Raw genomic sequence first — 13,910 nt, forward strand, 5'->3', positions numbered from 1 at the left:
GTAGCGCTGATGCTTACCGGGCCTACGATTTTGCGACCTTGTGGGCCGGATAAAACAGATGTGCCATCCGGCTCTTTCAACGCATGAAATTACGCTTCGCTTTCTGCCAGTTCACGCAGATACTGGAAAATCTGGCGTGCGGATTTCGGCGGTTTATTGCCTTCTTGCTCTTTCTTCGCATTACGCACCAGAGAGCGAAGCTGCTGGCGATCGGCGTTTGGCCACAGGTTCAGCACTTCCGCTATCGCATCATCACCTTCGACGATCAGACGATCGCGCAATTGCTCAAGCTTGTGAAACAACACGACCTGTTGGTTGTGGCGGTTTTTCAGCTTGTCCAGCGCCTGGCGAATCGGATCGACTTCACGCTGACGCAGCATTTTACCAATCAACTGTAGCTGGCGACGGCGACCTTCCATCTTAATACGCTGGGCCAGTTCAATGGCGGCACGCAGATCCGCATCGAGCGGGATTTTATCCAGCGCGTTTTTCCCCAGTTTTACCAGTTCCGCACCCAGGTGTTTTAACTCCTCGGCGTCACGTTTAATTTCACTTTTACTGACCCAGATAATTTCATCGTCTTCGTCTTCGATGTCATCACCGGGAACGTCGTCGAGCCAGTCTTCGGGCTGCTTAGTCATGTCAGGCTCCTTAAAAAAAGAGGCTAATGTTACCAGTTAAGATGCGCACTGAAAAACGGTTCTCTGTTAGACTTCAGAGAAACTCTCTACATTATGGCATTTGCGATGAAAGTAATCTCACAAGTTGAAGCGCAGCGTAAGATTCTGGAAGAAGCAGTCTCGACAGCACTGGAGCTGGCGTCAGGCCAGTCGGACGGCGCGGAAGTCGCTGTAAGCAAGACCACGGGCATCAGCGTCAGCACCCGTTATGGCGAAGTGGAGAACGTAGAATTCAATAGCGATGGTGCTCTGGGTATTACGGTTTATCACCAGAACCGTAAAGGGAGTGCGTCATCCACTGATTTAAGTCCACAGGCCATTGCCCGCACCGTGCAGGCCGCGCTGGATATCGCGCGTTACACCTCGCCGGATCCGTGCGCGGGCGTGGCGGATAAAGAACTGCTGGCATTTGATGCCCCTGATTTAGATCTGTTCCACCCGGCAGAAGTGTCGCCTGATGAAGCCATCGAACTGGCTGCACGTGCGGAACAAGCTGCGTTGCAGGCGGATAAACGCATCACCAATACCGAAGGCGGCAGCTTTAACAGCCATTACGGTATCAAAGTGTTTGGTAATAGCCACGGCATGTTGCAGGGATACTGCTCCACGCGTCATTCGCTTTCCAGCTGCGTTATCGCAGAAGAAAATGGCGACATGGAACGCGATTACGCCTACACCATTGGCCGTGCGATGAGCGATCTGCAAACGCCGGAATGGGTGGGTGCCGACTGTGCCCGCCGCACCTTATCCCGTCTGTCGCCGCGTAAGCTCTCCACCATGAAAGCGCCGGTGATTTTCGCCAATGAAGTGGCGACCGGTCTGTTTGGTCACCTGGTCGGCGCGATTGCCGGCGGTTCGGTGTACCGCAAATCCACCTTCCTGCTGGATTCTCTGGGCAAACAGATCCTGCCGGAATGGCTGACCATTGAAGAACACCCGCACCTGCTGAAAGGGCTGGCATCTTCGCCGTTCGACAGCGAAGGCGTACGGACAGAACGCCGCGACATTATCAAAGACGGCGTACTGACCCAGTGGCTCTTAACCAACTATTCCGCGCGTAAGCTGGGGCTGAAGAGCACCGGTCATGCTGGTGGTATTCACAACTGGCGAATTCCGGGACAAGGTCTAAGCTTCGAGCAGTTGCTCAAGGAGATGGGCACTGGCCTGGTGGTGACCGAGCTGATGGGACAGGGTGTGAGCGGCATTACCGGCGATTACTCGCGCGGTGCGGCTGGCTTCTGGGTCGAAAACGGCGAAATTCAGTATCCGGTGAGTGAAATTACCATCGCCGGTAACTTAAAAGAGATGTGGCGCAATATCGTGACCGTGGGTAACGATATTGAAACACGCAGTAATATACAGTGTGGTTCTGTACTGTTACCGGAGATGAAAATCGCCGGACAGTGATACCCGTCATTCTTCACGCTGCAGCGCGAAGGGCTGAGGGTATCTGGCGTTATTTTTTAATAATAAAAAGGAAGTGAGCAATGCGTAAACACCTGTTAGCGATCGTCGCGGCTTCAACGCTGGTTCTTGGCTCTTCTGCGTTTGCAGCCGATCTCGAAGATGATATGGGGATCCTCAACGACAACCTGAAAATCGTCGAAAAAACGGATAATGCGACTGAACTCAAAGGCGCGTTAACCAAAATGCGTGCAGCCGCGCTGGATGCCCAAAAGGGAACACCCCCGAAGCTGGAAAGCAAATCCCCGGACAGCCCGGAGATGAAAGATTTCCGCCACGGTTTTGACACCCTGATCGGTCAGATTGACGGCGCGCTAAAACTGGCGAACGAAGGCAAGGTCAAAGAGGCGAAAGCCGCAGCGGAAGAGTTGAAAACGACCCGCAACGCATACCATAAGAAGTACCGTTAATTTATTTATCCGGCCTACGTAACCTGTAGGCCGGATAATACGCAGCCCCACCCGCACAATTTCCCCATAAGTAAACGTTATACCCATCACATTTTTTCGTTTTCATCATCCTTTTATTGTTCGTCTTCAACGCTGTTTTCCGTGTTCCTCTTGCGAGCTCAATCACATTCTTCCAGCGATAAATCGTGGATCCGGCGCTTTTTGAGGCACAGATCACTATCGCTGCATCCCTTTCCACTTCGAAGTGGAAAACAACTCGCTACAAACTTTTAACCTTCGTCGCTAATTTATCGACAGAGCCATTAGCGGGGTAAGACGAGTGAATAACGGAGCTGTAATGAATGAGATGGGGGAGTCGGCGGCACTGGCCGACCGCATGCTGGCGCAGGTGTATGCCTTGCTGCGTGAACGCCACATCATTCCCAACGCGGTACAGGAACAAATGCTGACATCGCATGTACGCGCCATGGCTCATCGCTCGGTGACGGGCGAGCCTTTGCCAGACGTCGATGCCAGCTTATTTGATGAAATTTCAGCCGAATCAATGGCGCTTGCCCGCGATGTCGTCGCGGCGTTTGGCAATCTTCCTGAGGAAGAAGCCTGGCTGCTGTCGGTGCATTTCGAAGTCGCAAAAGACAACCTTTAAGGAGCAAAAGATGGAACAAATTACGGTAGTGATTGGCGATCGTCTGGGTAAAGGTCAGAAAGTGGCAGCCGGCGTCGAAAAAGCGGGTGGCCGCGCGGTGGTGGTGCCGGGTGTGGCGGCGGATATGAAGTTAGGTGACGTCATGAAAGCGGAAAACGCCACCTTCGGCATCTCGTTTTGCGGCAGCGGCGGCGCGGGCGCCATTACTGCGCAGACCAAACATGGCTACAAAGCGAAATACGGCATGCGCTCGGTTGATGAGGGCGTAACCGCCATCAATGAAGGCTGCAATGTGCTGGGATTCGGCTTTATGGATAAAGAAGAACTCGGTGAGCGCCTGGTGCAGGCCTGGCAAAAGAAACACGGCGCGTAAGTATGAAAGAGCAATTCACCACGACGGTGAGAGTGACTGGTAAAGGCGACGCTAAAGCCCGCGCGTTTGCCGATGCCCTGAACCATGTTCAGGCCGCGGTGATGAAGGCGTCACCGCATATTTTACTGCGTATTGAGCCACAGGATGTGCAGGTTGTTCAAGCGCGTGAAACGGTGCGAAAGGAGGCCTTTTTATTCTTCTTTTTGCGCCGGGAGCGACGCACGTTCAGCGTAGAGCTGGATGTGACCGTCAACGTGACTGCCATTAATCTCGACAAAGTGGATTTCGTCACGCAACGCTGATTCACTACTAAAAGGCATAAATATGTTCCTGATAATATTAATAAAATCGCTCATCATCGGCGCGCTGGTAGGCGTCGGTGTTGGCGCTGGGGCTGCACGCATGTTTCATGCGCCTACCACTCAAGGGATGGGCGCGTTTCGTACTCTGGGGGAACTGAATTCCTGTGAAGGGGATCCGGCTTCTCACTTCTCGTTTGGCCTGGGCTTCTTCTTTAACGCCTGGGCTTCCTCTGTTGCGGCGGGGGCGTTCACACAGGACGTAGACCACCGCATTATCCCGAACTGGGGCGCAGCGGCGCTGATGATCAAAAATCGCAACGTTGGCGAAACGTTGCACGATCCTAAGCGCATGGCGATTTCCTGCGGCGTCATCGGTATGATCGTGGTGGCCTTCCTGAACCTTACGGCGTCCTCCGTACCGGAAGCGCTGCAGGTTACCGCCGTGAAGGTGCTGGTGCCGGCGGCAAACCTGCTGGTCAACACCGTGATGCCGGTGATCTTCTGGCTGGCGGCGATTGATGCCGGTAAAAAATCGGGCTTCTGGGCCACCGTATTTGGCGGTGCGGCGCAGCTGATTATGGGTAACGCCGTACCGGGTCTGGTGCTCGGCATTCTGATCGGCAAAGGCGTTGAAGAGAGCGGCTGGAACCACGTCACGCGAGTGATGATGGTCGCGATTGTCGCGCTGTTTGTCCTGAGCGGCTTCTTCCGCGGTTTCGACATGAAGATGATCGAATCTTTCCATCTGACCGTGCCGAACTGGCTCGAACTGATCCACAACTCGCTCAGCGGCAAATAACGGAGGCCACAATGGAACAGAATAAAGGTTTTTGGTATGCCGACTGGTCGTTCCCGATCTTCGTTGGCTTACTCTCATCCGGCGTCTTTGCCGGGACGCATATGTATTACCTGTACGGCATCGGCGCGTTTAACGAAGTGGCGTTTGTCGCCATGCTGAAAGCGGGAATGGACACCGGCTCCTACGGCGCGGTAGCGGCGTTTGGCGCAAGTTTCCTGTTCGCCCGCATTATCGAAGGTTCGCTGGTGGGGATTCTGGATATCGGTGGCGCGATTCAGACCGGTGTTGGCTTAGGGGTTCCGGCGTTGCTGCTGGGCGCTGGCTTTATTTTCCCCGTTGCCAACTTTGCCGCGTCGCTGGTCACGGGCCTGGTGATTGGTCTCGCCATTGGTTACATCATCATTCTGGCGCGTAAGTTCACCATTAATCAGAGTGACTCCACCTATGGTGCGGATGTGATGATGGGGGCGGGTAACGCTTCCGGTCGCTTCCTCGGTCCCTTGATTATCCTCAGCGCTATGACGGCCTCTATCCCGATCGGGATTGGTTCATTGGCAGGAGCACTGTTGTTTTATCTGTGGCAGAAACCGATCACCGGCGGCGCGATCCTCGGTGCGATGATCCTCGGTTCTATCTTCCCGATTGCCATTAGCTGAGTGCAGCTTTGTAGGCCGGATACGGCGCTGATGTCGTATCCGGCAAAGGAGAGTGAGATGTTTGATTTACTCCTGCGTCACGCGCGTCTGGTTGACGATACGGTGAGTGATATTGCGCTAAAAGACGGCAAAATTGCGGCGTTGGGTAACGTTGATAGCCCCGCGGTGAAAACGATCGACTTACAGGGCGAGTGTTATGTCAGCGCGGGCTGGATTGATTCCCACGTCCACTGCTACCCCAAATCCCCGATTTATCATGATCAGCCCGACAGCATCGGTATTGCTACCGGCGTCACCACGGTTGTCGATGCCGGGAGTACCGGGGCGGATGATATTGATGATTTTTATACGTTAACCCGTGAAGCCACCACGGACGTTTATGCCCTGCTGAATATCTCGCGCGTTGGGCTTATCGCCCAGAACGAACTGGCCAATATGCACAACATCGATGCTGCTGCGGTGCAGCAAGCCGTGAAACGCCACCCTGATTTTATCGTCGGGCTGAAGGCGCGAATGAGCAGCAGCGTGGTAGGTGTTAACGGCATTACGCCGCTGGATCGCGCCAAAGTTATGCAAAAAGAGAACGGCGACCTGCCGTTGATGGTGCATATCGGCAACAACCCGCCGGATTTGGATGAGATTGCCGAACGCCTGACGGCGGGCGACATCATTACGCACTGTTACAACGGGAAGCCGAACCGAATTCTGACGCCAGAAGGCGAACTGCGCGCCTCGGTAACGCGGGCGCTCAAGCGTGGTGTACGCCTTGATGTTGGGCATGGTACCGCCAGCCTGAGTTTTGCGGTCGCGAAACGCGCCATCAGTTTAGGCATTCTGCCGCACACCATTAGCTCTGATATCTACTGCCGCAATCGCCTCAACGGCCCGGTCCATTCGCTGGCCAATGTGATGTCGAAATTCCTCGCCATCGGTATGTCGTTGCCGCAGGTCATTGAATGTGTCACCGCGAACGCTGCCGATGGTCTGCGCCTGAAAAATAAAGGCCGGCTTCAGGTCGGCCTGGATGCCGACCTTACCCTTTTTACACTTAAACGCCAGCCAACCGTGCTGGTAGATGCAGAAAGCGACAGCCTGCAGGCTGAGCAACTGCTGGTGCCGCTTGCCGCAGTCCGCGCGGGCAAGGGCTATATGACCGAACAAGGGAGCGCAGAACATGTCTTCGATTTTTGAAAAATATGATTTAAAACAGGTGATTAACACATCTGGCCGCATGACGGCCCTCGGTGTTTCCACGCCGCGCCCGGAGGTTGTCCAGGCCGCGATGGACGGAATGAATCAGTACTTTGAGATGAAAGACCTGGTTAATAAAACCGGCGACTACATCGCGAAACTGCTGGAAGTGGAAGGCGCAACGGTGGTGTCCTGTGCGTCGGCAGGGATTGCGTTGTCGGTTGCTGCGGTGCTGGTCAAAGACAGCGACTGGCTGCTGGAAAACCTGCATGTGACGCCAATCGACAACAACGAAATCGTGTTGCCAAGAGGTCACAACGTTAACTTTGGCGCGCCGGTCGGCAGCATGGTGGCGCTTGGCGGCGGTAAGTTAGTCGAGGCGGGCTACGCCAATGAATGCTCTGCGGCGCAACTGGCTGCGGCTATTACGCCACGCACGGCGGCCATTCTCTATATCAAGTCACACCACTGTGTGCAAAAAAGCATGCTCAGCGTGGAGCAGGCTGCCGTCGTGGCGCGCACCCATAATCTGCCGTTAATTGTTGATGCGGCGGCGGAAGAGGATTTGCAGTGTTACTACCGTGTGGGTGCCGATCTGGTGATCTACAGCGGCGCGAAGGCGATTGAAGGGCCGACCAGTGGTCTGGTGATTGGCAAAACGCAGTATGTTGAGTGGGTGAAACGCCAGACGGCGGGCATCGGCCGGGCGATGAAGGTTGGCAAAGAGGGCATTCTCGGCCTGACCTGCGCTATCGAACTGTACCTGAACGCGCAGAAAGAGAGCGGCGCGGAGATGGTGGAAAAAATGACCCCGTTCATTAATGCGCTGAACGCCCTGAACGGCGTGAGCGCACGCGTAGTCTGGGATAGCGCAGGGCGCGACATCGCGCGCACGGAAATCAAGTTTGACGAAGCGCTAACGGGTATCGCCACGGGCGAACTGGTTGACGCGCTTAAACAGGGGGAGTACGCGATTTACTTCCGTGGTTACAAAGCTAACGAAGGCATTATTGAAGCGGACGTACGTAGCGTCGATCGCGCACAACTGGAGATTGTCGCCCGCCGTATTGGTGAAGTGACGCAGCAGGAGAAAACAGCATGAACCTCACCCCTAACTTTTATCGCGATCGCGTCTGTCTGAACGTGCTGGCAGGCTCGAAAGAGAACGCCCGCGAGATTTATGCGGCGGCAGAAGGACATGTGCTGGTTGGCGTGCTGTCAAAAAATTATCCGAGCGTGGAAAGCGCGGTTGCGGATATGCGCGAATACGCGGCGCTTATCGACAATGCGCTCTCCGTAGGGCTGGGAGCAGGCGATCCGAACCAATCGGCGATGGTCAGTGAAATTTCCCGCCAGGTGCAACCGCAGCATGTAAACCAGGTGTTTACAGGCGTAGCGACCAGCCGGGCTCTGCTTGGCCAGCATGAAACGGTGGTTAACGGTCTGGTTTCGCCAACCGGCACGCCGGGCAAAGTGAAGATTTCCACCGGTCCGCTGAGCAGCCTGTCCCCGGATGGCATTGTGCCGGTAGAAACCGCCATTGCGCTGCTCAAAGACATGGGCGGCAGCTCAATCAAATACTTCCCGATGGGCGGTCTGAAATGCCGTGACGAGTACATCGCAGTCGCGCAAGCCTGTGCCCGTCATGACTTCTGGCTTGAACCTACGGGCGGCATAGACCTGGAGAATTTCACTGAAATCCTGCAGATCGCGCTGGATGCGGGAGTGAGCAAAATCATTCCTCACATTTATAGTTCTATTATTGATAAGGTGAGTGGTAACACCCGCCCGGACGACGTACGCCAGCTGTTGGCGATGACCCGGGCCTGCATAGATTAACTGACTGATGAGGAAACTGACGTGCGATTCCCCAACCAACGTTTAGCGCAGCTGTTTGGTATGCTGCAAAACGAAGCGCTTCCGCAGGATGAGCTGGCGCAACGGTTGTCGGTTTCCACACGCACCGTACGCGCGGATATTACGGCGCTCAACGCGCTGCTTATCGACTATGGCGCGCAGTTTGTTCTCAGTCGGGGTAACGGTTATCAACTCAAAATTGACGACCCGGTCAGCTATCACGCCTTACAAACGCAGCAACCGGATACGCTGCTGCGCATCCCGCGGACCAGCCAGGAGCGCGTACACTGGCTGGTGGTTCGTTTTCTGACATCGGCCTTTTCACTGAAGCTGGAAGATTTAGCTGATGAATGGTTCATCAGTCGGGCGACGTTACAAAACGATATGGCCGAGGTGCGCGAGCATCTGCAACGGTATCGCCTGACGCTGGAAACGCGTCCCCGACACGGGATGAAGTTGTTTGGCAGCGAGATGGCGATCCGTGCCTGTTTGACCGATCTGCTGTGGACGCTGGCACAGCAGGACCCCCTTCACCCGCTGGTGATGGAAGAGGCACTGAATGCCGGGATCCCTGAGCAGCTTCAGCCCATTTTGCAGGATATTTTTGCCCGCTTTCATATTCGCCTGACCGATGAGGGCGAGTTATTTTTGCGTTTGTACTGTGCGGTAGCGGTACGGCGGATCAGCGAAGGTTATCCGCTCCCGGAGTTTGCCGCAGAAGAGGCCGGGCATGCGGTGTGCCTGGCGACACGGGAAATCGCGGCGGTGCTGCACAAGCTGGCGGATAAACCGCTTTCCGTATACGAAGAAAACTGGCTGAAGGTACATATTGCTGCTCGCCAGGTGCAGGACGTGGCGCCCAGCGCCATCAATGCCGATGATGACGAAGCGCTGGTCAATTACATCCTGCGTTTTATCAACACGCAGTACAACTACAACTTATTGAATGACAAGCAGTTGCATGCCGATCTGCTGACGCATATTAAAACGATGATCACCCGGGTTCGCTACCAGATCATGATCCCCAATCCGCTGCTGGAAAATATTAAACAGCACTACCCGATGGCATGGGACATGACGCTGGCTGCCGTATCAGGCTGGGGAAAATACACCCCGTACACCATCAGTGAAAATGAGATCGGTTTTCTCGTCCTGCATATTGGCGTAGGACTGGAACGTAGTTACAACATCGGTTACCAACGACAGCCTCGCGTATTGCTGGTTTGCGATGCGGGAAATGCGATGGCGCGGATGATTGAAGCGGTGCTGGCGCGTAAATATCCGCAGATTGAGATCGTGGGAACCGTGACGCTGCGCGACTACGAACAATGCGACAGCATCCACGAAGACTTCGTGATTTCGACCGCGCGGATTAGCGAAAAAGATAAGCCCGTCGTGATGATTGCGCCATTTCCCACCGACTATCAGCTGGAGCAGATTGGCAAGCTGGTGCTGGTGGACAGAACTCGCCCATGGATGCTGAATAAGTTTTTCGATGCCGCCCATTTTCGCGTGATCGACGGGCCAATGGATCAACAGACGCTGTTCAAAACGCTATGCCACCAGTTGCAGGATGAAGGCTTTGTGGGCGCAGAGTTTCTCGATTCGGTCATTGAACGTGAAGCTATCGTCAGCACCATGCTGGGTGACAGCATTGCGCTTCCGCATGCGCTCGGTTTGCTGGCAAAGAAGACGGTGGTTTATACGATCCTTGCCCCGCAGGGTATTGCCTGGGGCGATGAAACCGCCCACGTGATCTTCTTACTTGCCATCAGCAAAAGCGAATACGAAGAAGCGATGGCGATTTACGATATTTTCGTCACTTTCCTGCGTGAACGCGCCATGGCCCGGCTCTGTACGTGCAAAAATTTTACCGAGTTCAAAACGGTGGCAATGGAGTGTGTGAGTCGTTTTTAAACGACCTTGTACAACCCTTATCACACCCACTCAGTTGTTGCCGCCACAATCGACGGCGGCGTCATCGCTATTCACAGCTCATGGTTTTGGTGCAGTAGAAGCATGTTTAATGATGCTTATAAAGGTGCTTTTTATAGCCTATAATAAAGCCTCATTAACGAGGAAAACACCATGCCATTTCATATCCTGACGAAAACCGCTGCCAGCATCACTGATCTGAAACGTAACCCAATGGGGACGGTCAACGCCGGAGAAGGTGAAGCGGTGGCGATTCTTAACCGCAATGAACCTGCTTTTTACTGCGTTCCGCCTGCGGTTTATGCGTATCTGCTGGAGCTGGCGGAAGATGCCGAGCTGAACCGCATCGCTGACGAGCGGGAAGGTGGAAAGCGAATAAAGGTGTCTTTAAATGACCTATAACCTGGAGTTTTTAGATGTTGCGCTCAAGGAATGGCGCAAGCTTTCTCCCGCATTACGTGAACAGTTCAAAAAGAAACTGGCGGAGCGACTGGAAAATCCTCATGTTCCTGCCGCCCGCCTTTCCGGCAAATTGCACCGTTACAAAATCAAGCTACGTAGCGCCGGATATCGCCTGGTCTACCAGGTCGAAGATGAGCAGGTTATCGTTCTTGTGATCGCTGTGGGCAGGCGTGATGGCGATGAGGTTTATCATCAGGCCAACCGGCGTTAGCGTCGTCGTCGCGCAAACCGATTCCCAGCTTAACGTAAGTGATGCACGACCTGATTGCTACTGCCACGCCAGATGAGCGCCGGGTCTTTAAGATCCTGCACAAACTTGCCATCGACCAGCACGTTGATGAGATCCACGACCTGCATTTGTGCGGCGTTGAGCTCGTCGAGCTTATAGCCGGTCCACACCCAGATGTCTTTACCCGGGCATTCCGCGTGAATGCGCTGTACCAGTTTTAGAATATCCGGCACGTTTTGCGGATGCAGCGGATCGCCGCCAGAGAGAGAGAGCCCCTGGCGATGGATGCGCGTGTCGTTCAGATCGGCAATGATCTTGTCTTCCATCTCCCGGGTAAACGGCATGCCGGAGTTCAATCGCCAGGTACTTTTGTTATAGCAGCCAGGGCATTCATGTACGCAGCCTGAAACAAACAGGGTGCAACGGGTGCCGGGGCCGTTAACGATATCGACGGGGTAATATTGATGAAACCTCATTTTTGCTTCTCATCCGCTTATCAATTCGCGCCATAGCTGCGTTAGCTGCATTCGTGCGCCCGAGTCACTTACTTATGTAAGCTCCCCGGGACCCACTCATTTGCTGCCTTGCTATGACGTGAATTGCGTTGCGGAAAAAATGGCCCGAAAAGCGTCGCATCGCCGGGCAATAATACTCTCGAAATTAACCGATCTGCCCATTGCCTAAATGCTTAACGCGGCGCTTCACTTCTTCCTGCTTACCGGCGTTAAACGGACGTGCATCCGGGCTACCTAAATAACCGCACACACGGCGGGTGACCGACACGCGTGAGGCGTCGTGGTTACCGCATTTCGGACAAGTGAAGCCTTTGCTGGTGCACTCGAACTCACCGGTGAAGCCGCATTCGTAGCACTCGTCGATTGGCGTATTAGTCCCGTAATACGGCACATGCTGATAGCTGTAATCCCAGACGTCTTCCAGCGCTTTCAGGTTGTGCTGAATATTGGGATACTCGCCGTAGCAAATGAAGCCACCGCTCGCCAGCGGCGGATAAGGGGCTTCGAAGTCGATTTTGTCGTACGGGTTAACCTTTTTCTCCACGTCGAGGTGGAAGCTGTTGGTGTAGTAGCCTTTGTCGGTCACGCCCGGAATGACGCCAAACTCGGCGGTATCCAGACGGCAGAAGCGGTCGCACAGGTTTTCACTTGGCGTGCTGTACAGACTAAAGCCGTAACCGGTCTCGTCTTTCCACTGATCGACGGCCTGACGCAGACGTTCAACAATGGCAATGCCCTTGGCGCGAAGCTGCTCGCTGTCGTACACGTGCTGATCACCAAACAGCGCATTAATGGTCTCGTGAATACCGATGTAGCCCAGAGAGATAGATGCACGGCCGTTTTTGAAGATCTCAGACACATCATCGTCCGCTTTCAGACGAACGCCGCAGGCACCTTCCATATACAGGATCGGCGCGACGCGCGCTTTCACGCCTTCCAGACGCGCAATGCGGGTCATCAGCGCTTTACGCGCCAGCACCAGACGGTCGTCCAGCAACTTCCAGAAAGTGGCTTCGTCACCGTGTGCTTCCAGCGCAATACGCGGCAGGTTAAGGCTGATCACGCCGAGGTTGTTACGGCCATCGTGGATCTGCTCGCCGTTCTCGTTTTCCCACACGCCGAGGAAGCTACGACAGCCCATCGGGGTTTTGAACGAACCGGTAACTTTTACCACCTGATCGTAGTTCAGGATGTCCGGGTACATGCGCTTGCTCGCGCACTCCAGCGCCAGCTGTTTGATGTCGTAGTTCGGATCGCCAAACTTGTGGTTCAGGCCATCACGAATCGCGAACACCAGTTTCGGGAAGACGGCGGTTTTACGATTTTTACCCAGACCCGCAATGCGGTTACGCAGAATGGATTGCTGGATCAAACGCGATTCCCAGCTGGTACCGAGACCAAAGCCAAAGGTGACGAACGGCGTCTGGCCGTTGGCGGTATGCAGCGTGTTCACTTCATACTCAAGGGACTGGAATGCGTCGTAGCACTCTTTCTCGGTACGGGAATGCGCATAACCGTCGGCGTCCGGGATCTGCCACTCTTCAGCGGTTTTACGGTGCTTGTTAAAGCTCTCGGTAACGAACGGCGCGAGAACTTCGTCGATGCGGTTAATGGTGGTGCCGCCGTAAATATGGCTGGCGACCTGCGCGATGATTTGCGCGGTGACGGCAGTTGCCGTGGAGATGGATTTTGGCGGTTCGATCTCCGCGTTACCCATCTTAAAGCCCTGCGTCAGCATACCTTTCAGGTCGATCAGCATGCAGTTAAACATCGGGAAGAAGGGAGAGTAGTCGAGATCGTGATAGTGAATATCACCGCGCTCGTGTGCCTGTACCACATCGCGCGGCAGCAGGTGCTGACGTGCATAGTGTTTGGCGACGATACCGGCCAGCAGGTCGCGCTGAGTCGGGATCACTTTACTGTCTTTGTTGGCGTTTTCGTTCAGCAATGCTGAGTTGGTTTGCTCAACCAGACCACGAATTTCCTGGTTCAGACGACCGCGTTTTTCACGCTGGATATCACGGTCATGGCGGTATTCGATATACGCGCGAGCGAGTTGTTTATACGGGCCAGACATCAGCTGGTTTTCGACCGCTGTCTGGATCTCGTTGATATCAACCTTGCTGCGTTCATTCATCTGGCTGCTAACGACTTCTGCGACGGTGGCACAGTAATCTGTGTCATCGACTCCCGCTGCTTTAGCTGCACGCAGAATGGCTTCTTTGATGCGCTCTGATTTAAACGGCACTTTACAGCCATCTCGTTTCATCACATGCGGTGTCATGATCACTCCATCATTTATAAGAACAGGTTATCCACAGAGGGTGGGAAGCGCGCATTGGTTTATTCATCTATCTGGTCAATGACTTCCCGTAATCCAGACCCCATTTA

General features: G+C 54.4%; 16 protein-coding genes. 13 read left to right on the forward strand and 3 right to left on the reverse strand.

The genetic code is table 11. From position 1 onward, the window contains the following. Positions 1 to 89: 89 nt before the first annotated feature. Positions 90 to 641 (reverse strand): ribosome biogenesis factor YjgA, encoded by a 552-nt coding sequence (gene yjgA, locus N7268_RS07810; protein ID WP_198906711.1) that lies wholly within the window; start codon positions 639 to 641, stop codon positions 90 to 92. 93 nt (positions 642 to 734) lie between these two features. On the opposite strand from yjgA, the gene pmbA reads away from it, so the two are divergent. From pmbA to N7268_RS07875, 13 genes are all read left to right on the forward strand, one after another. Then, positions 735 to 2,087, forward strand: a complete 1,353-nt coding sequence (pmbA, locus tag N7268_RS07815) for a metalloprotease PmbA (RefSeq protein ID WP_260862378.1) — start codon at positions 735 to 737, stop codon at positions 2,085 to 2,087. Between the two features lie 80 nt (positions 2,088 to 2,167). After that, positions 2,168 to 2,554, forward strand: coding sequence for a cytochrome b562 (gene cybC, locus N7268_RS07820; RefSeq protein WP_198906709.1), 387 nt, complete (start codon positions 2,168 to 2,170; stop codon positions 2,552 to 2,554). Between the two features lie 337 nt (positions 2,555 to 2,891). Further along, positions 2,892 to 3,200, forward strand: a complete 309-nt coding sequence (locus N7268_RS07825; protein ID WP_260863533.1) for a glycine dehydrogenase — start codon at positions 2,892 to 2,894, stop codon at positions 3,198 to 3,200. A gap of 10 nt (positions 3,201 to 3,210) precedes the next feature. Next, the gene (locus N7268_RS07830) at positions 3,211 to 3,573 is read left to right on the forward strand and encodes an SFCGS family glycine-rich protein (protein WP_198906707.1); all 363 of its coding nucleotides are present in this window, start codon (positions 3,211 to 3,213) and stop codon (positions 3,571 to 3,573) included. A 2-nt stretch (positions 3,574 to 3,575) separates the two neighbouring features. Continuing rightward, positions 3,576 to 3,875 carry a DUF4312 family protein gene (locus N7268_RS07835; RefSeq protein WP_198906706.1) on the forward strand — a complete coding sequence of 100 codons (300 nt, stop codon included), beginning with the start codon at positions 3,576 to 3,578 and terminating at the stop codon, positions 3,873 to 3,875. A 22-nt stretch (positions 3,876 to 3,897) separates the two neighbouring features. Continuing rightward, entirely contained in the window at positions 3,898 to 4,674 is a 777-nt protein-coding gene (locus N7268_RS07840; protein WP_260862380.1) for a DUF4311 domain-containing protein, read from the forward strand. A gap of 11 nt (positions 4,675 to 4,685) precedes the next feature. After that, positions 4,686 to 5,330: a DUF4310 family protein gene (locus N7268_RS07845; protein WP_260862382.1), complete on the forward strand. Its 645-nt coding sequence runs from the start codon at positions 4,686 to 4,688 to the stop codon at positions 5,328 to 5,330. A 57-nt stretch (positions 5,331 to 5,387) separates the two neighbouring features. After that, the gene (locus N7268_RS07850) at positions 5,388 to 6,521 is read left to right on the forward strand and encodes an amidohydrolase/deacetylase family metallohydrolase (RefSeq protein WP_260862384.1); all 1,134 of its coding nucleotides are present in this window, start codon (positions 5,388 to 5,390) and stop codon (positions 6,519 to 6,521) included. After that, positions 6,505 to 7,623 carry a DgaE family pyridoxal phosphate-dependent ammonia lyase gene (locus tag N7268_RS07855; protein ID WP_260862386.1) on the forward strand — a complete coding sequence of 373 codons (1,119 nt, stop codon included), beginning with the start codon at positions 6,505 to 6,507 and terminating at the stop codon, positions 7,621 to 7,623. The genes N7268_RS07850 and N7268_RS07855 overlap by 17 nt, the downstream gene beginning before the upstream one ends. Then, positions 7,620 to 8,360, forward strand: a complete 741-nt coding sequence (gene dagF, locus N7268_RS07860; protein ID WP_260862388.1) for a 2-dehydro-3-deoxy-phosphogluconate aldolase — start codon at positions 7,620 to 7,622, stop codon at positions 8,358 to 8,360. Before N7268_RS07855 ends, dagF begins: the two co-directional genes overlap by 4 nt. 21 nt (positions 8,361 to 8,381) lie before the next feature. Further along, positions 8,382 to 10,295: a BglG family transcription antiterminator gene (locus N7268_RS07865; protein ID WP_260862389.1), complete on the forward strand. Its 1,914-nt coding sequence runs from the start codon at positions 8,382 to 8,384 to the stop codon at positions 10,293 to 10,295. Between the two features lie 171 nt (positions 10,296 to 10,466). Beyond that, positions 10,467 to 10,715 carry a type II toxin-antitoxin system Phd/YefM family antitoxin gene (locus N7268_RS07870; RefSeq protein ID WP_016155558.1) on the forward strand — a complete coding sequence of 83 codons (249 nt, stop codon included), beginning with the start codon at positions 10,467 to 10,469 and terminating at the stop codon, positions 10,713 to 10,715. Next, positions 10,705 to 10,986, forward strand: coding sequence for a type II toxin-antitoxin system RelE family toxin (locus N7268_RS07875; RefSeq protein WP_198906698.1), 282 nt, complete (start codon positions 10,705 to 10,707; stop codon positions 10,984 to 10,986). Before N7268_RS07870 ends, N7268_RS07875 begins: the two co-directional genes overlap by 11 nt. 29 nt (positions 10,987 to 11,015) lie before the next feature. On the opposite strand, the gene nrdG is transcribed toward N7268_RS07875, so the two are convergent. Further along, complete coding sequence (gene nrdG / locus N7268_RS07880; protein ID WP_260862390.1) at positions 11,016 to 11,480, reverse strand: anaerobic ribonucleoside-triphosphate reductase-activating protein; 465 nt, start codon at positions 11,478 to 11,480, stop codon at positions 11,016 to 11,018. Between the two features lie 184 nt (positions 11,481 to 11,664). Beyond that, on the reverse strand, positions 11,665 to 13,803 hold the full coding sequence (gene nrdD, locus N7268_RS07885; protein ID WP_198906696.1) for an anaerobic ribonucleoside-triphosphate reductase: 2,139 nt from the start codon (positions 13,801 to 13,803) through the stop codon (positions 11,665 to 11,667). Positions 13,804 to 13,910 lie beyond the last annotated feature (107 nt).

The organism is Citrobacter sp. Marseille-Q6884 (assembly GCF_945906775.1).
Lineage (GTDB): Bacteria > Pseudomonadota > Gammaproteobacteria > Enterobacterales > Enterobacteriaceae > Citrobacter.